Source organism: Sphingomonas sp. SP4 (assembly GCF_058313375.1).
This window is the reverse complement of sequence record NZ_JBZFLE010000001.1, coordinates 118,966-137,738: the sequence shown is the minus strand read 5'-3', so window position 1 is coordinate 137,738 and position 18,773 is coordinate 118,966. Positions and strand designations below refer to the sequence as shown.

The window sequence follows — 18,773 nt, the reverse complement described above, 5'->3', positions numbered from 1 at the left end:
GGAAGGCTCCCTTCATGCAGACCCGTCTTTCATTAACTTATTGTTTAACTCGGAGCAATCGTCGGACCTAGGCAGCACTCGTATATTGCCAGACATCAGCTTCGTGTTACCGTCCTCTTCAGGGGGGCTGTCATGCGTAAGAGATTGCTTCTAGCCGCCGCACTCGCACTACTCGCCGGTCCCGCGAGCGCCCAAGCATGGATCGGCGGGGTGGTCGGCAACATGATGGGCCAGGGCGTCGGGAAGTGGTGCTACGACGGCTCCGCGAAGCTCAACGCCAAATATTTCGCAGGGCAGGTCCGCTACATCGACCAGGCCATGGACAAATATCTTGGCCTCGCCCGCACCGGCGCCAGCCTCGACAAGATGTTCACCGGCACGCGTGACCATCGCATCATGTTCATCGACGGCGCGCGGGTCGAACCGACCACCACGCGCGATCCCTGGGCGGCGCAGGTCGCGAGGCTTGATCCGGTCGGGCTGGTCCAGTCCAACGACACCCAGAACTTCCACGGCCAGTGGCGCGCGGTCGCGAGCAACGGCGCCACGCTCGGCACCTACGACGTCCTGATGCGCGCCGGCGTCGGCGGCTATCACATCCGCCAGCTGAACCTGATCTCCTCAAGCTCGACGACCCAGCCGAGCGCCCTCACCCCCTTCTGCAACCTGCCCGGCGACATCGAAAAATGGCAGGAAGCGCAGGCGAAACGCGCGGCGGAAAAGGCGGCCCGGTAATCGACGGCGTCGCGCTCTAAGTATTCGGCGCCTCAAGGCCGAAGTAACTGTAACCCGCAGCCACCGCCAATCCCAGCCAGGCCTGGGCATAACTAGTCAGCGCCGGGACTTTATCCGGAAATTGCAACTCTCCAACAAAGAAGGCCCAGACACCAACCCCAATCCATGCAATGACATAGATTGTGCTCAGCCAAGCGACCCACTTGTCGCCCGGAGAAGCATCCTTCGAGAAAAGGAGTTCCAGCGTCTCTCCCTTTTTGGTGATTGCGAGTTTCGCAATGACAAGAGCGGACACAAGTCCACCTACTGTCGTGAGCGTTCGCGCGACACCCGGATTGAGTTCAGGCAGGCTTACGCCCTCGTCTGGCACGATCAGAGCAAGATCAATCGCATCCCAGAGGGCATACACGTAAAGGCACAACAAGACATATGCGATGATGGACCCAAAAAGTACTCTGGGACTAATGCCGTCCATTGCCCTTCTCCCCTTATTCTGCCTCCATACATGTCTAGAGCTCGCGAAGTATTCTTCCTCTTCGACCAAGCGACTATACTGCTGTTTGCACTTTTAAACCATGCAGCTGTGCGACATTGCTTTGCTGGCGGAACCCCCACCCCACCTCATCGATTCAGCGGCGGAGAGAGGAGAACATCCATGCCACGCGAACTGATCGATACGGGTACGGACAAGCGCTACGTGCGCCGCGACGAGGAAGGCCGCTTCAAGGAATCGGACGACGTCGGCCGCAGCCTGGCAGCGGACCGCCGTCAGCATGCAAAGACCAAGTCGAAGAAAGGCGAAGGCGACCGGGGCGACCGCTAGGTTCCCCCGGCTCCCACACTCCAGCGCACAGCGGCGTCCGCTGACCGGTCGGTTAGCGCGCATTGCTGTTCCATGTTAAGAGCGCCCCCGCCGAATCGATCTCGATGCAAGGAGTTCAGTCCATGCGTCAGCTCATCGGCATCCTGTGCAGCGCCGCATTTCTCGCCGCCGCTGCGTGCAGCAAATCACCCCAGAACCAATCGTCTGAAGCAATGAATGCGACCGGGAATGTGGTTACACCAGCCACCGGCTATTACACGGTCAAGGCCGACGACATCTCGTCCGCCGACGCAAAGATCACGGCGCTTCAAGGCACGTTCGAGATGCTGAACGCAACGGCGGCAACCGGGATTCAGTCGAGCGGCGCGGGGGGCGCCTGCCTCGTCTTCACTGCGAAGGACCTCGGCTTCACGACGATGGAAAAACAGAAATGCACGACCAATAGGCAGTGCTCGAAGCTTCCAACGTCATCCGACAAATACCAGGGGATCTATGCGCCCGATCCGGCCCATCCGCTTCATTTCGAGAATCGCTACGGCTACTGCGACACTCAGAACAACCAGTGCTGGTCGAAGCCGATTGACGTCCCCGCCACGGCTTCGGCTCCGGAGCCGCCGGAGGTTCCGGTTTGCAACCGCCCCATCATGATGACAGCTGGAACGGTGAATGGCCTGCCGAAGACTCCGCCAAGTCCCGGGCCTGGCGCGGCGCCGATCAATGTCAGCAAATGGGTCAAGCAAGGGGCGAAGGCCCGTGTGGTCGCGTGCCTCAACGGCCCCAAGCCGTGGTCGGGCAAGCCGCCCTGCGCTGAACTCGTCAGCGCTAATCGCATCGAGGTGATGGGCAACTCTACGCCCCTGCACAAGTAGCGCTTTCCTACACGCACCTATTTGGTTCACGCATTGCGACTCATAACGTGAGGAGCAGGTACATGGCGCGACGTGCGAAGAAGGAAATGACGCTCGAAGACTACGATGCATGGTCGAAGGCGACGGACAAGATCGCGAAGGTGGCGGAGACGGCGGACGAGGGCGGCGGGCCAAGCCTGTCGCTCGTGCCCGTGCAGGAGCAGAATGATGCCTGGCCCACCGACTTGCTTCCCGCCGCTGCCGATGCCGATCAACCTCCGGCCGAATCCACGCCCTTCGACGGCATCCCGCTTGAATCGAGCAAGCGGCGCCTCGCGGGCTGGAGCGCGGAGCGGCAGCGGCTGTTCCTGACCGTGCTCGCGGAAACCGGCTCGGTCCATCTCGCCGCCAGTTCCGCGCGCCTGTCCGCCCGCTCGGCTTATCTGCTGCGCACCCGCTCGCCCGCCTTCGCCGCCGCCTGGAACGCGGCACAGCAGCTCGCTGTCGGCCGCCTCTCGGCCATCGCCTTCGACCGTGCGCTCAATGGACGCGTCGAGCAGATCTATCGCGAAGGCGAATTGATCGCGGAGAAGCGCATGCCCAGCGACCGCCTCCTCACCTGGCTGCTCGCCCGCCTCGACCCAAAGCGTTTCGCTCTGCCATGGGAGCAGCGCGGCGATATGGACCCGCAGGCGGACGCAGTCGCCGCCTTTCCGAGCATGCTCGAAGCGGTCACGGATGCAGTGTCGTAATCGCCGTCGTCACTGCGAAGTTAAGTGAAGATACGGACACACGGCGGTCCGCAGACCATGGGCGGCACCACGCCACCCACTCAGCAAATGAGTCAGGGCGTCCCGGGCAGGAACGGCCCGGGACGCCGCTCGTTCTCTCGGCAGCGGGAAGGGCTGGTCAGTGAAGGAGTAACTGATGCAGCGCGTAACATTGCTGGTCAGCAGAATGATAGAAGCACTAAGAGGCAAGACCTTCCCCAGGCTGGTTACCGCACCTAACGGCACCGTCCGCTGGCAAGGCTGCAGCGGCCGAACCTTCAGGCGCCGCGACGAAGCTATTTAGTTCTGGTCGATCCTAGACGATCGATCCGATCGTCTCTCCGTCGCGCAGCACGTCGCAGATCGGGCAGTCGGCGCTGTCCTCCGCCTGCTGCACCGCATCCCGGTCGGACCTCGCCAGGATATGCTTCTTCTTGATCACCGCGCCGCCGGCCTTGGCCAGCTTGTTGACCCGATACAGCTTCATCTGCCCGCCCCTTGTAGAGGAAGCATGCTGGATCAAAGTGTCTCCGCCTGCAAGCGAACATCCGCAACCGCGGGAAGGTTCAGCCGCAATAATCGGGCTTGTCGGCGCTCGGCTGTCGTGCCGCTTCCGCAGCGATCATCGTCTTCGCGACGTCCTGCCCATTGACCTGCACGCTGCGAACGGTTCGCCCCAGCTGGTCGGTGAACGGCTTGCCGACCGTCACTTGGCCGCTGTTGAGAAGGCTGGCGAGCCGCATTGCGGCATCGATCCCCCGGTTCCGCTCGTCCTCGCATTGAGCGTCCTGGATCCGCGGCGCCATCATGCCGGCGATCTCGAGCTTCTCGCCCTCAACGCGCGCCGTATCGGCGTCGAACACGCAATTTTGGCCGCCGTTATAGCATTGGCCGAACTGCCTATCCTGAGCGTCGGCCTTGGGATCGTGGTAGAACAAGGTCGCCCAACTGATCCCCACCGCGGCGACGGCGAGGGCGAGGGCAAGCAAGGTGATCCCCGCAACGCCGCCCCACATCTGCCGCTCCCGCGACTGATATTCGGCCTTTCGGACCTGGCGCTCGTCTACCGCCAGCTTCAGGACCGGCTCACGCCGAATCCGCGAAGGCTTAGCAGCGCCGCTCGCCGGTGAAGGTTTCCAATGCTTGCTCACACCGCTCAGGATAAAGGCGCATCGTTAGCATCTCGTTAGTTTCAGCGGTCTTGCAAGCGATTGGGAGCGCGCTACCGGTTGCGACCATGGCCGATTTAACGCCCGTCATCGAAACGATGGAGAACCGCTGGATGCGCGCCTGGGTCAACCGCGACCCGAAGGCGATGAAGGCGATCACCGCGAGCAACTTCATCCTGCTGACCGGGTCGAAACCGCCGGCGATCCTCGACCGGCCGAGCTGGCTCGAGGCGATCGCCAAGCGCTACGACTGCACGTCATACCGCTTCGCAGACATCTACGTTCGCGATCTCGGCTCCGTCGCCTTTTTCACCGCGCAGCTCGAGCTCAAGGCGACGATGGATGGGAAGGACTGGTCGGGCAGCGTCTGGGTTGCCGACCTGTGGCGCAAGGGAAAAGTGCGTCGCAGCTGGAAGCTCGTCCAGCGCATCGTTTCTCGGAGCGACGACCGTCCCGAGCTGCCCAAGGCGATCAGGTCACTGCAACTGTGGAAGTAAGCCGAAGCGGCGTTACTTCAGCGGAAGCGTCGCCACCGTCTTGGTGCCGCACATCACAACCGCAGTCTTAGCCGCCGAGCTGTCAGGGATCGTGGCAGTGACGTCCCACCAGCCGTCTGCCTTCGCATAGCCGGTCGTGTTGGGAGACATGTTGAGCCAGATCGTCGCCTTGTCGCCTTCGACCTCGCCCTGCATCAGGCTGCCGCTGTAGGCCGCGTCCGCAAGGTATGCCTTGCCCTTGATTGTGACATTGCCGCTCTTGTCGCGGGAGGCCGACCAACCCTTCGTATTCGCGTCCTTGTAGAAGCAGTAGGTCGGATGCTTCGGCTTCTCCGCGGCCGCGGTGTTCGTGGCCACATTTGCTGCGGCATTCTCGCCTCCGCTTGACGAATTGCACCCCGCGAGCGCCGCCAACATGGCGACCCCAGCGAGGCTCACAAATGTCCTCATAGTCCCCTCCCCGAATTCGAAGCGCGGAGCTTACATTCGCAGTCGGCCGAGACAATGGTACAAAGCGGCCCTCCAGACACAGGGGGCGCTCATGTCGAAGAAGACGCGAACGGTGCTTGCGATCGTCCTGGTCGAGCTGCTGCTCGCCGGCATCTGGTTCTATCTCGCCAGGCTTGGGGCTGCCCATCCGGAGCGCGTCACGCCTGACTTCCAGCGGACGCTGGGATCGACCATGGGCACCGTGATGGGTGCTTTCCTTGGTCTGGGGCTTATACTGTTCCTGATGGCCGCGAAGCGCGACCGGCAGAGCTAAGCCTTAGGCCCTCCGGCGAGAGCGGGCTTTCGCGAACAACTCCGCCTCATTCTTGCGGCGAACCCGTTCCGTGACTTCCGGCGTATGGTCAGCGCCCGCGGCGTTGCACCTGCCGTGGGTCAGGCAAAGATTGTCGAACTCGCTCGTCCCGCCGTTCACCGCGTGAAGCACATGCTCGACCTTGGGACCAAGGTCGGCACCGGGGGTCAGGTCGAACCTCATCGGCCGCCGGCAGCGCGAGCAATTGTCGCCGTCGCGCTGGCGGAGTGCCTGCAGACGCTTCTGTTCCTCCTGCTCCCGCTTGAACTTCCACGGGTTCACATATCGGGCAATCATCGAGCTGCTCATGCACTGAACAATAACCGACGACCGTCACCAAAGGATTAGCGGCGGACGCATTTCGGCAAATTCACTCACCTGGGTTAACCGGCTGCAACTCCAGCGGAAATCCGTCGTTCGGCGCTACATCGCTATGAATATTCAATCGCCTGGAACACTCCTGCCCCATACAAGCGACCGGATCTCGGTCCTTCTCAGCGCAGCATTCTCCGTGCTGCCCGCGCTGCCTCCAGACATGGAACGGCACCTAACCAAAATTGCATGGCGACGCCGCAACCGCCGCCACGTTCGTTAACCTGGTTAAGCGTCATGATCGCGCTGATGCGCCACGTGAGCCGAATGGCTAAACGCAATACCTTCGCATTCATCCTCGTCGCGCTGATGTTCGTCGTGTTTGGTTATTGCTTCTGGATCAACGCCGCCCACTGAGGCGGTGAAGATCAGGTTTACCTTTCCGCAATCCCCGCGTGGCAATTCATGCCGATGCGCGCGATCATATTCCTGTTTGCGGCCGTCATGCTCGGCCTTGGCGGCGGCTATGCCTGGTCGAAGATGTCGAAGCCTTCGGCCGCGGACAAGATCAACGCCGCGAAGACAGTTGCTGCAAAGCCGGGGCAGTCGTCTGCCGAAGTCGAGCAAAGCGAATATTATGCGAGCTGTGCCGATGCCGAGAAGGCGGGCAAGGCCCCGCTATACGCTGGCCAGCCGGGTTACCGGTCGGAGCTGGATCCTGACGGCACCGGCTTGGCCTGCCCGCCGACTGGAAGCGGCGCCTGATCGGTTGCTGACGTCACCGTTCCCGTCGCAGCTTTCGCCTGTTCCGCTTTGGCTTTGGCCTTCGCCCTCGCTTCGGCTTCCTTCGCCTCTCGCGCCTTCTTGGCTTCGACGTAGAGCTGGTATTCGCTCTGCTGAGGGTCAGTGACGAACATGCTGCCGATCTCCTGACCCTTTGACAGCCGCTCAGCCATTTCCGCCAAGGTAGCGGCGGCCGCGATCAGGTTGATCATCGGAGCGTCCATGCAAGGCGCGGGTCCGACAACCGTGCAGCTATTATCCTTCATATTGTTCGGCGGTTTCGGGCGGCCAGCCAATTGCCGCCGCTTCGCCTTCTTGGCGGCCAGGACATCAGGATCGATGCGATAGCCTTGCGGCTTGGGTGCGCAGACGACGATCTCCCGCGTTTCCGCGCCGGTCGAAGGCGGCGGGCACGCTTCGGCCGCCTTCACATTGGCCGCCGCCGCAGGCTTTGGCTCGGGAGGTGCAGCAGGGCCGTAGGCGTGCTGCGGATCGCTATTAGCGGCCGCCGCTTGAGCAAGGAAGGCGATCGCGATCGGCAACACAGTGGCCATGGATCAGTCCGTGCGTCTCTTCAGCTTGCCGGGCAATGAACGGGGATTCTGCGCCGAGTCCCATTTCGCGACATACTCGGGATAAGCCCGCGCTTGTCCCTGTGGTTAAATTTTGGTTAATGCAACACTGACCCGCTCCCAGGCGTCCTTCAGCAAGGGGCGGAAGATGAAAGGAGTAAGCGACATGACGAGAATGTTGCTTGCCGCAGCAGCGTCCATCGCGGTCGCCCTCTCGGCCGGTGGAGCACAGGCACAGCAGTGGAGCGGCTCAGATCACCATAGACGCGATGGCGGGTTCGTCGGCTCCGGCTTCGACGGATGCCGAGTTTCCCGAGGCGGCTTCGACGGTCGCCATGACGGTGGGGGCCACGACGGCCATGGACGTGGCGATCGAGGCGGACGTAGCTTCTGCTCAACCGACGTCGTGATGGATTGGTATGGCGGCGAATGGGCGCTGTGGAACAATCGCAGCTGGGAGCCGACCAGCTACAACGACTGGTGGCACGAGAATCCAGCTCGCGCCTACCCGGCCTGGATGCGCCGAAATCAGGATTGCGCCCGCAAGTGGTACAGCGGAGACGTGCTTACCTGCTGATCAAGCCTTGCGCTTGTGAAAGTCCTTTTGCGCTTCCTGGAACCAGCCTCGAGCGGCGACGCCTTGCTCCGGCTGGACCTGATGAAGCTGCGCGTGCTGCGGGTGCGCCCCCGGCCACGCGACAACCATGATCCCCACGGCGAGGATCGCTAGCGCGCCGATCAGGGCAATGAACGGGATCGTGCTCAGAAGCAGTCGCGGCGCTTCGGGTTGGGTACGAGGGGGCCGTGGCTCACGCGAGCGGCGCGCCGTCCTGCGACGCGCCATCACGCCCAGATAGTCGTCTGCCCGAGTCCATCTTTGCGGCTCGGGTGGCGCCAATTCGCCCTTGTTCTTCATCGCGTTAAAAGTGCGCCTCGACCAATCCGAATGCAACTCGATTCACGCGGCTCAAAAGCCGCACGGGCTCACTCGCCGATCGGTTGGCCGCTTTCTTCCTGCTCGAACAGATCGGCGGCAACATCGCCATTCGCGCTTAGCCGGACGCGATCGCCTTCGACATCCGCGACGAGACCGCGAGGAACGTAATGGTGGTGTTCCTCATGACCGATACCACTGTCCGCACGGATCAGTTTGATCCGATCGCCCTCGACGCGATCGACGGTCCCGAGGTGGACGCCGTCCGCGCCGATGACTTCCATATGTTCGCGAATGTCTTCGAAGCCGCTCATAGGATTCATTCCTCCTTCTGCTCTGCACCTCAACGCGTCGCTCGCGACATTGGATGCATGCCGCCCGCCGCGCGCTTACGCCTGTTTGCCGCACGAGTCATCGGGGGCAGTAGCTTGTGACGCCCTGAAGGCGCGCCTAAGTCGCCTGAATGTCTGACGTTCGCACCACCACGCTTCCCAATGCTGCGGCAGTTCCGGAAGCGCCGCCCTCCCCGACTCACGTCGCAATAAGGCGCGAGGATTATCGGCCGCCCGACTGGCTGGTGCCGGAGATCCGCCTTGATTTCGATCTGGATCTTGGTCGGACCCGGGTCCGCGCTACGCTGAGCGTCGAACGCAACGGCGAGCATGACCGTGCTCTGCGGCTCGACGGGGATGGTCTGACGCTCATATCGGTCAAGGTCGACGGATCGGAAGCGCCGCATCGCATCGAGGATGGCCAGCTGATCGTCGAGCTGACTGGCGATCGCGCCACGGTCGAGACCGAGGTCGAGATCAGCCCGACAGCGAACACCAAGCTGATGGGCCTCTATGCGTCGAACGGCATGCTCTGCACCCAGTGCGAAGCCGAAGGGTTCCGCCGCATTACATTCTTCCCCGACCGGCCTGACGTTCTCTCCAAATATACCGTGCGGATGGAAGGCGACGCGCGCGCTTTCCCAATCCTGCTGTCGAACGGCAACCGTATCGCTCATGGCGAAGCCGCGAACGGCCGGCACTGGGCCGAATATCAGGATCCGTTCCCCAAACCCTGCTATCTGTTCGCCCTGGTCGCCGGCGACCTGAAGGCCAACCGCGACAGCTTCACGACGATGAGTGGGCGCAACGTCGACCTGTTCATCTGGGTTCGCGAGGCCGACCTGCCGAAGACAGCGCACGCCATGGCAAGCCTCCAGCAGTCGATGGCTTGGGACGAGAAGGTCTACGGCCGCGAGTATGACCTCGACCTGTTCAACATCGTTGCCGTCAGCGACTTCAACATGGGCGCAATGGAGAACAAGAGCCTCAACATCTTCAACTCCGCTTACGTGCTCGCCGATCAGGAGACGGCGACCGACGCCGACTTCGACAACATCGCCCGCGTCGTCGCTCACGAATATTTCCACAATTGGTCCGGCGACCGGGTCACTTGCCGCGACTGGTTCCAGCTGAGCCTCAAGGAAGGCTTCACGGTCTTCCGCGACCAGAGCTTCGGCGCGGACATCGGCAGCCCAGCGGTGAAGCGCATCGAGGATGTTCGCGTGCTCCGCGCCGCGCAATTCCCGGAGGATGCGGGGCCGCTCGCGCACCCTGTCCGCCCGGACAGCTATATCGAGATCTCGAACTTCTACACCGCGACGGTCTACAACAAGGGCGCCGAACTGATCCGGATGATGGCCACCGTGCTCGGACCCGAGAAGTTCCGCTCGGGCACCGACCTCTACTTCGAACGCCACGACGGCGAGGCTGCCACCTGCGACGATTTCGTCAAGGCGCTGGAGGATGCCAGCGACGTCGACCTTTCGGCGTTCAAGATTTGGTACAGCCAGCCCGGCACACCTTGCGTGAAGGCACGGCTCGAGCATGATCCCGCAGCCAAGAAAGCGACCCTGCACCTCGAGCAGAGCGTCGCGCCGACTCCTGGACAGCCGGACAAAAAGCCGATGCCGATCCCGCTCAAGACGGCGCTCATCGGCGGAGGAAGCGGAGCCGAAGTGGTGCCTGAGCAGCTGATTGTCTTCGATCAGCCGCACCAGAGCATCTTGTTCGACGATGTCGCGGAGCAGCCGCTCCTGTCCATCAACCGCGGCTTCTCGGCGCCGATCACCGTGAAAGCGGAGCGCGGCGCCGACGAGCTGGAACGGCTCGCGCAGTCGGACACCGATCCGTTCGCCCGCTACGAGGCGATCCAGGAGCTGATGATGCGCGCGCTCACGGCGGGCGCGAGCGGCGAGCCAATGGACAATGACGCCGTGGTCCGCGCGGTTGCGGCGACGCTCCAGTCGAACTCGCTCGACCCGGCGTTCAAGGCAGAAGCGATCCTGCTGCCTAGCGAAACGTTGATTGCCGAACGGATGGATGTCGTCGACCCGGACGCCATTCACGAAGCGCGCGAGCGGCTGCGGCGGGAGCTCGGTTCCCAGCTATCGAACGAGTTGCTTGCCGCTCACCGGCTCGGCGGGGGAAGCGGGGGCGATCTGTCGCCGGCGGCCAAAGGGATTCGGCGGTTGCGCACCGTCGCGCTTGGCCTCCTCGCCACGGCCGATCCGCAGCAAACCGCGGCGCTGGCCAAGAAGCAATTCGATGCAGCGGACAATATGACGGACCGCCAAGGCGCGCTCAGCATCCTCGTGTCGCTCGACGCACCGGAAAGAGAGTCGGCGCTCAACGCCTTCTACGTGCGCTTCCATGACGATGCCCTGGTGCTCGACAAGTGGTTTGCGCTTCAGGCGGCAGCCCAGCGCGAAAACACGGTCGATGAGGTGCTTCGGCTTGCCCAGCACCCCGACTTCAACATGGCGAACCCCAACCGCCTGCGCTCACTGGCAGGCATGTTCGGCGGCAACCACTGGGCGTTCCATCGCGCGGACGGGCGCGGTTACGCCTTTCTCGCCGACATGATCCTGACTGCCGACAAGCTCAATCCGCAGATAGCGGCGCGTCTGGTGCCGGCGTTCGGCCGCTGGCGGCGGTTCGAACCGAAGCGAGCGGAGCTGATGCGCCAAGCGTTGGAGCGGATCGTCGCAACGCCTGGTCTGTCGAAGGACGTTTTCGAGCAGGCTTCGAAAAGCCTGGCCTAGACGGTCACCCGCCGATCCACTGCGCGACTTGCTGAGCCACCTGGTTGGCGGCTCGATTGAGCGCCGGGCCGACCGTCGCGGCAGTACCGTCAGCGGGCGCAGTCGCAGTGAAGCGGCGCGTCTCGACGCGGTTGCCGCCGGTCGCGGCAAGCGCGCCTTCATATTGGACGACGACCTGGCCAGTCGCCGCATCGTAACCGAAGCGCTGCAGAACCCCGCTAACGGTCAGTCCGGGATCGAGCGACACTTGCCGGGGATCGAGAACCACACGGTTCGTCGTGCGCCGCACCGTTTCCGACACCAGATCCGCGAAGAGCCGATCGGGAGTGTCGGCAAGCGTCAGGTTGGAGACATATTGGACGTCGACTTGGTTGACCTGCACCGGCACGCGCACCGTGTGGAGCTCGCGCGAGACCACCGGCGCCATGATGGTGACGGCCTTCGCGGGATCCGACGCGCGAGCGGTCTGCGCAGGCTCACCGATCTCGGGCGTCAGCGTCACCAGCGTGTTTGGCGGCTTTCCACCGCCGAGCAGGCCCGAGCAGGCAGTCAAGCTGATCGCCAGCGCGATCGGTGCAATCCGGAGCATCAGCTTCATCAATGTTTCCTCGGCTTATAGTCGGGCAGCTTCTCGGGCCCGAGCGCGCCGCCAATCCCCTGTTGGTTCACTCGGTCGGAAACGGCCTTCAGCGAAGTCGTCAGCTCACGCATGTCGCGGATCAGCCGGTCCGCCTGAGGCAGCGTCGACTTGGTGAAGTTCTGCACGCCCGGACGCGCATCGGTGAGCATCAGGTTCAGATTGTCGGTCGCCTGCTGGACCGACGCAATCGCCTTGCGCAGATCCGCGGCGGCGGGCTGTCCCTGCTCGACAACAAGGCGATTTGCATTGCTCGTCAGAAGCCCAGCATTCTTCGCCGCGATACTGGCCTGACGCACCGCTTCGCGCGTTTCGGCGATGGTCGCGCTGAGTTCAGGCGCGCGCTGCGCCACCGTCTTGGTCGTAACGTCGATATTCTCGAGAATATCGGCAATGGCGTCCTGGTTCTTGTCGCTCAGCAGTTCGGTGAGACGCTCGGTCAAAGTTTGGATGCGGGCGATCAGCTCCGGCGCGCTGTTGAGCAAGGCGCTCAGTCCGCTCGAGCTTGCCGGAATGACCGGGCAGCCCTGGGGCCCGACCTGCTCGATCGGCGGACGGCCGCGCTGGGCACCGTTCAGTTGGATCTCGTTCGCACCGGCGAGACTGATGCTGTGAATTTCCGCCGAGGTGCCCTGCAAGACCGGCGTCTGCTGATCGACCTCAATGCGTACCCAAACGAACTCGGGGCGGTTCGGCAGCAGGGAGATGCGCGTCACCTGACCGACGGGAACGCCGGAGAAGCTGACGTTGGAACCCTTGTTGATGCCACCGACCGCCGGGAAATAGATGTCGTAGCATTTCGTGGTTTTGTTCGAGAGGCCCGCGAGCCAGACGATGAACAGCAGCACGCCGGCGAGCAGGGCCACCGTGACGGCTCCAACCATCACATAGTTCGACCGGGTCTCCACTAGGCCACGACCCCTTTCTCATAACTCTGAGCCGCAGTTCGCCCCCGAGGCCCGTTAAAATATTCTTGTATCCAAGGATGATCCAAAGCCAATAGTTCGGGGATCGTCCCTACAGCAATCACCTTCTTGTCCGCGAGCACGGCAACGCGGTCGCAGATGGCGTGCAGCGTATCGAGATCGTGCGTGATCAGGAATACCGTGAGATTGAGGCGCTCCTGCAAGCTGAGGATCAGCTGATCGAAGGCAGCTGCCGAGATCGGATCGAGACCCGCTGTCGGCTCGTCGAGGAACAAAAGCTCCGGATCCAGAGCCAGGGCGCGGGCTAGGCCAGCACGCTTCACCATGCCTCCCGATAGCTCCGACGGATATTTCGGACCGGCGTCCGGCGGGAGCCCTCCCATCGCGATCTTGTAGGACGCAATCTCATCGAGCAGCGGCGGCTGAATGGCCGGGAAATATTCGCGCAGCGGGACTTCTACGTTCTCGGCAACGGTCAGCGTCGAAAAAAGCGCTCCATTTTGGAAGAGAATCCCCCAGCGACGACGAATGTTTTTCGCTTCGTCCTCAGTCCGGTCGACCATGTCCTCGCCGAGCACTTCGATTTCGCCCGCGTCCGGCGTCTGCAGGCCGATGATCGATCGAAGGAGCACGGATTTGCCGGTACCGGACCCTCCAACCACTCCGAGAATTTCACCGCGGCAGACGGTGAGATCCAGCCCATCATGGATGACCTGCTCGCCAAACGAATTGCGCAGGCCTTTGACGGTGATGATGGGGTCACAATCTTTCGGCGCTGCCATCAGACCCAGCCGATCGAGCTGAAGAACACCGCGAAGACGGCGTCGAGGACGATGACCATGAATATCGACTGGACGACTGCGGTCGTAGTCCGCGTGCCCACTTCCTCGCTGTTGCCCTGAACGAGCATGCCCTGGAAACAGCCAGCCAGCGCGATGATGAAGCCGAATACAGGCGCCTTGATCAGCCCGACCCAAAGGTCGGTCAGTGGAGTCACCTCGTTGAGGCGCTGGATGTAGGTAATCGGCGGAATCCCGATCGAGAACCAGACGAAGACACCGCCGCCGATCAGCGCCGTCAACATCGCCCAGAAGGAAAGCAACGGCATCATCACGATGGCCGCAATCATCCGTGGGATGACGAGCGCTTCGATTGGCGAAACGCCGATCGTCCGCATCGCATCGATCTCTTCGGTGATCTTCATCGTGCCGATTTGGGCAGCGAATGCCGAGCCGGAACGGCCTGCAACCATGATGGCGGTCATCAGCGTTCCTAATTCGCGCACGGTGATGCGGCCAATCAGGTTGATCGTGTAGACCTCGGCGCCGAACTGGGCGAGCTGAACCGAGCCCTGCTGCGCGATGACGATGCCGATGAGGAAGCTCATCAGCCCGATAATGCCCAGCGCGCGCACGCCGACCACGTCGAAGCGCTGGACGACCGCGTTGACCCGAAACTTGCGCGACGGCCGGCGAATGACGTTGGCGAACCCGATCAGGGTTGCGCCGAAAAATCCAAGAAGTCCGACCAGGGTCTGGCCCGTCTCGGCAACCCACTGGCCAAGTTCGCCGATCGCGCGGGTAAAGCCGCCGCCTTCCTCCGGATGGACCTTGGTTGGCTTATCGAATTCGGCGACCTCCTTCAGGAGGCTGACCTCATCATGGCTTGCGCCGATCACCTTTGCGCCGCGGTCGCGAACGGTCCGGTAGATGATCCAGGCACCGACCGTGTCCATGCGATAGATTTCGGACAGGTCGATCGTAATCGGGTCCGGAAGCGCATCGAGCTCGCGCTGCGTGGTGGCGGCGCGCGTGATCGTGATGGCACCGGCTACCCGGTACACCGATCCGTGCGGATGCTCTTCCTCTTGGTTGTTAAGATCGACCATGCGCTCGGGTTTAGTGCTCGAAATGAATGACGGGAGCAAGTCGGGCTGACGCTGGAGGCCTTCCCTGCCCGGGACAGCGCCGTTATCGCGCTCCTCCAATGGCCAGCGATACGCCTCTTCTGTTCGTTCCCGTAGGCACCAATCCCGCGCGCCCTTTCGGCATGGAGGCCCGCGACCGGGCCTGCCGCCTTGCGACAAATGCGGGGTTTGAATGTGTTGAGGCGGTTGCGCCTGGCCGCGCAGCGCTCGTCGCCAGCCTGGCCTACTCGTGGGACCCGGCATGGCTTCGGGCGATGGCCAATCGGCCGCGCGCGGTACTGATCAGCGGCGGCAAGCCGGTAATTGCGCATGTGCCTGAGGACGAGGACGCGTCGCCCATCATTGCCAAGCTCCAGTCCGGAGGAGCGATCGAGGGCTACGAGGTCCTCGATGCTGAGACCGCGCAACTGAACTACGCCGAGCTTCGGAAGCGCGAGCGGCCATTCGTAATGCCGCTCGATCCGACTGATCCGGAGCCCGTCGAGCGCGCGGCCTATGATGCCGCCTACAAAGGCGTAACCGACCTCCTGACGCTATACCTCTGGCGCAAGCCTGCCTTCTACCTGACGCGATGGGCAGCACGGGCCGGTATCTCCCCGAACTTCGTCACCCTCGTTGGCGGCATCCTTTGCCTGCTCGCATTCTGGCTCTTCTGGCGCGGGGAATATTGGTGGGGCGTGTTGTCGGGCTTCATCTTTATGGTCCTCGACACCGTCGACGGGAAGCTGGCGCGGGTGACCGGCGCTTCGTCCAAATGGGGCGAAGTGTTCGACCACGGCATCGACCTGATTCACCCGCCATTCTGGTGGTGGGCGTGGCTACACGGCCTCGCTGCGTACGGCCGCCCGCTTGCACCGCTCACGGCCACGATCGTGCTGTGGTCGATCATCATCGGCTATGTCGCGCAGCGGATCATCGAAGGTCTGTTTATCAAGCGCTTCAGCGGCATGCACATTCACGTATGGAAGAAGATCGACAGTCAGTTCCGTTTGATCACCGCACGTCGCAACCCGAACATGGTGATCCTCGTCGCTTCCTTGCTGTTCCGCCGCCCGGACGTCGGCCTGGTGCTGGTCGCGTGGTGGACGATCATCAGCCTGTTCTTCCACGCCGTTCGGCTCGCGCAGGCCAATGAGGTCGTCGCGCGCGGCGGCAAGATCACGTCCTGGCTAGAAGCGTGAAATATACGGCGGTCGTCCTCGCCGGGTCGCGGCCAGGGCGCGACGCATTCGCGGAGAGCTTCGGTACCGACCTCAAGTCGCTGATTCCGGTCGGCGGAGAGCCGATGGTGGCGCGGCCAGTGAAGACCTTGCTTGCTGCCGAGGACATCGGCGACATTATCGTCCTCAGCCAGGCGCCGGAGCGCATTGCCGCGGTGCTTCCCAACGATCCGCGTATCCGGATGCGCAAGTCCGAAGCGACGATCGCGACGACGATGCTGGAGCTATGCTTCGATAAGCAAACCGAATGGCCGCTGCTCGTGACAACCGCCGACCACGCGTTGCTTGATGTCGAGACGGTCGACGAATTCTGCGCCTATGCGGAGGGCGACATTGCGATCGCCGTGGTCGAGCAGCGGACCTTGATGAATCGCTTCCCCGGGGCGAAGCGCACCTGGCTCAAGTTCCGCAGCGGCGCCTATACGGGGGCGAACCTGTTTGCGCTGCGCACGCCCAAAGCTGCTGCGGCAATCGAGCTCTGGCGGTCGGTCGAAAGCGAACGAAAGAAGGGCTGGCGCGTCGTTTCGATTCTGGGCCCGTTCGTGCTGATCGGCACTCTTCTCCGGCTGCTCAGCATCGACGATGCGTTGCGGCACGTTGGCCGCAAGCTTGGGCTGAACATCACCGCCGTGCGGCTCAGCGACCCGCTGGCGGGTATCGATGTCGACAAGGCTGCGGACCACGAGCTCGCCGAGGCCATCCTGTCGGGTCGTGCATGAGCGACCTCGCCGTCTACGATATGGACCGTACCGTTACGAAGCGGGCGACCTACACGCCATTCCTGCTACATTGCGCGATGCGCCGTGCGCCCTGGCGCTTGATCTTCCTGCCGCTGGTCGTGCTGTCGATGCTGGCCTATGTCGCGCGGCTGATCGACCGGGCGAAGCTCAAGGAGATCAATCATCACCTGCTGCTTGGCGGACAGATTCACCCGCGAGACCTGCAGCCGCTGGTCGAAACTTTCGCCGAAAATCAGGTAAGAACGAACATCCGCCCGGGCGCACGAGAAGCGATCGCTCGCGATAAGGCGGAGGGACGGCGTGTCGTCCTCGCGACGGCATCCTATCGCCTCTACGCGGATGCGATCGCGTCGCGATTGGGCTTCGACGACGTAATCGGCACGGGATCGATCATCGGCCTCGACGAGCGTGTCCATGCGAAAATCGCGGGCGAGAATTGCTACGGCCCGGCCAAGCTCCGCATGATCGACGATTGGGTCGAACAATCGGGCCTGAAAGGCGTGCACGGTCACGTCCGCTTCTATTCGGACCACGTTTCGGACCAGCCGGCATTCGAATGGTCGGACGAGCCCGTCGCCGTGAACCCGCACACCAAGCTGCGCCACCTCGCCGAGCAGCGCGGCTGGGCGATCGAGGATTGGGGCTAGACCGCGTTCAGGGCGTTCGCGAAGTCGGCAATCAGGTCGTCCGCGTCTTCCACGCCGATCGAAATCCGAACGAGGTTCGGCGTGATGTCGAGCTGCGCCTTGCGCTCGTCCGGGACCGACAAATGCGTCATCGCCGCTGGGGCGCTGGCCAGCGTCTCCGTGCCGCCGAGGCTGACCGCTAGGTTGGCGATCTGGAGCGCGTCGAGGAAGGCGAACGCCTCTTTCTCTCCGCCCTTGAGGTAGAGCGAGAAAGTCGAACCGGCACCCTGGCAGTGTCTGCGGTAGATGTCGGCCTGGCGTGAGCCCTCGTCGAGGAAGCCGAGGTAGCCGATCTTCTCGACTTTCGGGTGGCTGCGCAGGAATTCGCAGACCTTGGCCGCGTTCTCACCGGCGCGTGTCATGCGCAGCTCCAGCGTCTCCAGGCTGCGGAGCAGCATCCAAGCCGTATTGGGGTCGGTGATCGTGCCGATCGTGTTCCGGAGCATCCGGATCTGGTTGATCAACGTCTTGTCGCCCACGACCGCACCGGCGACGAGGTCGCTGTGGCCGCCGACATATTTAGTCAGGCTGTAGACCGACAGGTCCGCGCCATTGCTGAGCGGCTTCGCCCACAGCGGGCCAAGGAAAGTGTTGTCGATCGCGATCGGCGGCTTCTCGCCCTCGCCGAACGCCGCATCGCGCGCCGCAGCAACTGCCTCGACGTCCACGAGCTGGTTGGTCGGATTTGCTGGGCTTTCGAGGTAGATGAGGCTGACGCGCCCCTTCTCCTTGCCCTTGGCGATGGCCGCGTCGATTTCCTCGCGCGTCGCGCCAGAGGGGAAATCGACCCACGACACGCCGAACTGGCCGAGGATCTTGGCGATCAGCGTCTCGGTTGCCGCGTAGAGCGGACCGGAATGTACCACGCAGTCGCCGGGACGGACGAAGGCCAGCAGCAGGGTCGCGATCGCCGACATGCCGCTCGAGAAAGCGAGCGCGTCATCGGCGCCTTCCCAAACGGCCAGGCGGTCCTCCAGGATCTCCTGGTTGGGGCCGTTGAAGCGCGAATAGATAAGGCCCTCGGCCCCGCCTGGGCGCTTGCCGGTGACGCCTTCGAAAAAGCGCTTACCCGCCGCCGCATTCTCGAACACGAAAGTCGAGGTGAGGAAGATCGGCGGCTTCAGCGAGCCCTCGCTAAGTTCCGGATCGAAGCCGTAGCCGAGCATGAGGGATTGGGCCTTCAGCTTGTGGTTGCCGATGCTCGTGGGCGATGGCTTCGGCGGGCGATGCTGGGTCGGGGCGCCGCTGATTTCGTCTTCGGTAGGCAAGGCATGTTCTCCTTGGGCGCGGTCGCTAGG

25 protein-coding genes are annotated in these 18,773 nt (G+C 62.9%); 12 read left to right on the top strand and 13 right to left on the bottom strand.

Features of this window, described 5'->3' with window-relative positions; translation table 11 throughout:
* Window positions 1–132 precede the first annotated feature (132 nt).
* Window positions 133–735 carry a hypothetical protein gene (locus tag AC4GYV_RS00745; RefSeq protein WP_491098744.1) on the top strand — a complete coding sequence of 201 codons (603 nt, stop codon included), beginning with the start codon at window positions 133–135 and terminating at the stop codon, window positions 733–735.
* Window positions 736–751: 16 nt separating this feature from the next.
* Here AC4GYV_RS00745 and AC4GYV_RS00740 read toward each other — a convergent pair whose 3' ends face one another.
* Complete coding sequence (locus tag AC4GYV_RS00740; RefSeq protein WP_491098743.1) at window positions 752–1,210, bottom strand: hypothetical protein; 459 nt, start codon at window positions 1,208–1,210, stop codon at window positions 752–754.
* A gap of 180 nt (window positions 1,211–1,390) precedes the next feature.
* On the opposite strand from AC4GYV_RS00740, the gene AC4GYV_RS00735 reads away from it, so the two are divergent.
* The 3 genes from AC4GYV_RS00735 (at window position 1,391) to AC4GYV_RS00725 (ending at window position 3,158) form a co-directional block, all read left to right on the top strand.
* Window positions 1,391–1,558: a hypothetical protein gene (locus tag AC4GYV_RS00735; RefSeq protein ID WP_491098742.1), complete on the top strand. Its 168-nt coding sequence runs from the start codon at window positions 1,391–1,393 to the stop codon at window positions 1,556–1,558.
* 122 nt (window positions 1,559–1,680) lie between these two features.
* Window positions 1,681–2,427, top strand: coding sequence for a hypothetical protein (locus AC4GYV_RS00730; protein ID WP_491098741.1), 747 nt, complete (start codon window positions 1,681–1,683; stop codon window positions 2,425–2,427).
* Between the two features lie 62 nt (window positions 2,428–2,489).
* On the top strand, window positions 2,490–3,158 hold the full coding sequence (locus AC4GYV_RS00725) for a hypothetical protein (RefSeq protein ID WP_491098740.1): 669 nt from the start codon (window positions 2,490–2,492) through the stop codon (window positions 3,156–3,158).
* Between the two features lie 334 nt (window positions 3,159–3,492).
* Here the strand turns inward: AC4GYV_RS00725 and AC4GYV_RS00720 are convergent, their stop codons facing one another.
* On the bottom strand, window positions 3,493–3,663 hold the full coding sequence (locus AC4GYV_RS00720) for a hypothetical protein (protein WP_491098739.1): 171 nt from the start codon (window positions 3,661–3,663) through the stop codon (window positions 3,493–3,495).
* Window positions 3,664–3,742: 79 nt separating this feature from the next.
* Window positions 3,743–4,327 (bottom strand): thermonuclease family protein, encoded by a 585-nt coding sequence (locus AC4GYV_RS00715; protein ID WP_491098738.1) that lies wholly within the window; start codon window positions 4,325–4,327, stop codon window positions 3,743–3,745.
* A gap of 86 nt (window positions 4,328–4,413) precedes the next feature.
* Between AC4GYV_RS00715 and AC4GYV_RS00710 the strand changes: the two genes are divergently transcribed.
* A complete protein-coding gene (locus AC4GYV_RS00710) occupies window positions 4,414–4,842 on the top strand; it encodes a nuclear transport factor 2 family protein (RefSeq protein WP_491098737.1) in 429 nt (142 codons plus the stop codon).
* A gap of 12 nt (window positions 4,843–4,854) precedes the next feature.
* Here the strand turns inward: AC4GYV_RS00710 and AC4GYV_RS00705 are convergent, their stop codons facing one another.
* Window positions 4,855–5,292, bottom strand: coding sequence for a hypothetical protein (locus AC4GYV_RS00705; protein ID WP_491098736.1), 438 nt, complete (start codon window positions 5,290–5,292; stop codon window positions 4,855–4,857).
* A gap of 91 nt (window positions 5,293–5,383) precedes the next feature.
* Here AC4GYV_RS00705 and AC4GYV_RS00700 point away from each other — a divergent pair, with 91 nt between their 5' ends.
* On the top strand, window positions 5,384–5,605 hold the full coding sequence (locus tag AC4GYV_RS00700) for a hypothetical protein (RefSeq protein WP_491098735.1): 222 nt from the start codon (window positions 5,384–5,386) through the stop codon (window positions 5,603–5,605).
* A gap of 3 nt (window positions 5,606–5,608) precedes the next feature.
* On the opposite strand, the gene AC4GYV_RS00695 is transcribed toward AC4GYV_RS00700, so the two are convergent.
* Entirely contained in the window at window positions 5,609–5,941 is a 333-nt protein-coding gene (locus AC4GYV_RS00695; protein ID WP_491098734.1) for an HNH endonuclease, read from the bottom strand.
* A 486-nt stretch (window positions 5,942–6,427) separates the two neighbouring features.
* On the opposite strand from AC4GYV_RS00695, the gene AC4GYV_RS00690 reads away from it, so the two are divergent.
* The gene (locus AC4GYV_RS00690) at window positions 6,428–6,721 is read left to right on the top strand and encodes an excalibur calcium-binding domain-containing protein (RefSeq protein ID WP_491098733.1); all 294 of its coding nucleotides are present in this window, start codon (window positions 6,428–6,430) and stop codon (window positions 6,719–6,721) included.
* On the opposite strand, the gene AC4GYV_RS00685 is transcribed toward AC4GYV_RS00690, so the two are convergent.
* A complete protein-coding gene (locus AC4GYV_RS00685) occupies window positions 6,655–7,293 on the bottom strand; it encodes a hypothetical protein (protein ID WP_491098732.1) in 639 nt (212 codons plus the stop codon). The two genes, AC4GYV_RS00690 and AC4GYV_RS00685, sit on opposite strands and share 67 nt — an antisense overlap.
* A 184-nt stretch (window positions 7,294–7,477) precedes the next feature.
* On the opposite strand from AC4GYV_RS00685, the gene AC4GYV_RS00680 reads away from it, so the two are divergent.
* On the top strand, window positions 7,478–7,888 hold the full coding sequence (locus AC4GYV_RS00680; protein WP_491098731.1) for a hypothetical protein: 411 nt from the start codon (window positions 7,478–7,480) through the stop codon (window positions 7,886–7,888).
* On the opposite strand, the gene AC4GYV_RS00675 is transcribed toward AC4GYV_RS00680, so the two are convergent.
* Window positions 7,889–8,227 carry a hypothetical protein gene (locus tag AC4GYV_RS00675; protein WP_491098730.1) on the bottom strand — a complete coding sequence of 113 codons (339 nt, stop codon included), beginning with the start codon at window positions 8,225–8,227 and terminating at the stop codon, window positions 7,889–7,891.
* Between the two features lie 68 nt (window positions 8,228–8,295).
* On the bottom strand, window positions 8,296–8,559 hold the full coding sequence (locus tag AC4GYV_RS00670) for a DUF2171 domain-containing protein (RefSeq protein WP_491098729.1): 264 nt from the start codon (window positions 8,557–8,559) through the stop codon (window positions 8,296–8,298).
* Between the two features lie 149 nt (window positions 8,560–8,708).
* On the opposite strand from AC4GYV_RS00670, the gene pepN reads away from it, so the two are divergent.
* Window positions 8,709–11,339 carry an aminopeptidase N gene (gene pepN / locus AC4GYV_RS00665; protein ID WP_491098728.1) on the top strand — a complete coding sequence of 877 codons (2,631 nt, stop codon included), beginning with the start codon at window positions 8,709–8,711 and terminating at the stop codon, window positions 11,337–11,339.
* A 4-nt stretch (window positions 11,340–11,343) separates the two neighbouring features.
* Here the strand turns inward: pepN and AC4GYV_RS00660 are convergent, their stop codons facing one another.
* Genes AC4GYV_RS00660 through AC4GYV_RS00645 form a run of 4 tightly spaced genes read right to left on the bottom strand, consistent with a single transcriptional unit; the run spans window position 11,344 to window position 14,790 of the window.
* Window positions 11,344–11,937 carry an ABC-type transport auxiliary lipoprotein family protein gene (locus AC4GYV_RS00660; protein WP_491098727.1) on the bottom strand — a complete coding sequence of 198 codons (594 nt, stop codon included), beginning with the start codon at window positions 11,935–11,937 and terminating at the stop codon, window positions 11,344–11,346.
* Entirely contained in the window at window positions 11,937–12,884 is a 948-nt protein-coding gene (locus AC4GYV_RS00655) for an MlaD family protein (RefSeq protein WP_491098726.1), read from the bottom strand. The genes AC4GYV_RS00660 and AC4GYV_RS00655 overlap by 1 nt, the downstream gene beginning before the upstream one ends.
* On the bottom strand, window positions 12,884–13,684 hold the full coding sequence (locus AC4GYV_RS00650; protein WP_491098725.1) for an ABC transporter ATP-binding protein: 801 nt from the start codon (window positions 13,682–13,684) through the stop codon (window positions 12,884–12,886). The genes AC4GYV_RS00655 and AC4GYV_RS00650 overlap by 1 nt, the downstream gene beginning before the upstream one ends.
* Window positions 13,684–14,790, bottom strand: coding sequence for an MlaE family lipid ABC transporter permease subunit (locus AC4GYV_RS00645; protein ID WP_491098724.1), 1,107 nt, complete (start codon window positions 14,788–14,790; stop codon window positions 13,684–13,686). The genes AC4GYV_RS00650 and AC4GYV_RS00645 overlap by 1 nt, the downstream gene beginning before the upstream one ends.
* Window positions 14,791–14,888: 98 nt before the next feature.
* Here AC4GYV_RS00645 and AC4GYV_RS00640 point away from each other — a divergent pair, with 98 nt between their 5' ends.
* From AC4GYV_RS00640 to AC4GYV_RS00630, 3 genes are read left to right on the top strand one after another with little or no spacing between them, the layout of a single operon-like run.
* Window positions 14,889–16,010 (top strand): CDP-alcohol phosphatidyltransferase family protein, encoded by a 1,122-nt coding sequence (locus tag AC4GYV_RS00640; RefSeq protein ID WP_491098723.1) that lies wholly within the window; start codon window positions 14,889–14,891, stop codon window positions 16,008–16,010.
* Window positions 16,007–16,768: a nucleotidyltransferase family protein gene (locus tag AC4GYV_RS00635; protein WP_491098722.1), complete on the top strand. Its 762-nt coding sequence runs from the start codon at window positions 16,007–16,009 to the stop codon at window positions 16,766–16,768. The genes AC4GYV_RS00640 and AC4GYV_RS00635 overlap by 4 nt, the downstream gene beginning before the upstream one ends.
* The gene (locus tag AC4GYV_RS00630) at window positions 16,765–17,436 is read left to right on the top strand and encodes an HAD family hydrolase (protein ID WP_491098721.1); all 672 of its coding nucleotides are present in this window, start codon (window positions 16,765–16,767) and stop codon (window positions 17,434–17,436) included. The genes AC4GYV_RS00635 and AC4GYV_RS00630 overlap by 4 nt, the downstream gene beginning before the upstream one ends.
* Here AC4GYV_RS00630 and AC4GYV_RS00625 read toward each other — a convergent pair.
* Window positions 17,433–18,743, bottom strand: a complete 1,311-nt coding sequence (locus AC4GYV_RS00625) for a cystathionine gamma-synthase family protein (protein ID WP_491098720.1) — start codon at window positions 18,741–18,743, stop codon at window positions 17,433–17,435. The two genes, AC4GYV_RS00630 and AC4GYV_RS00625, sit on opposite strands and share 4 nt — an antisense overlap.
* Window positions 18,744–18,773: the final 30 nt, after the last annotated feature.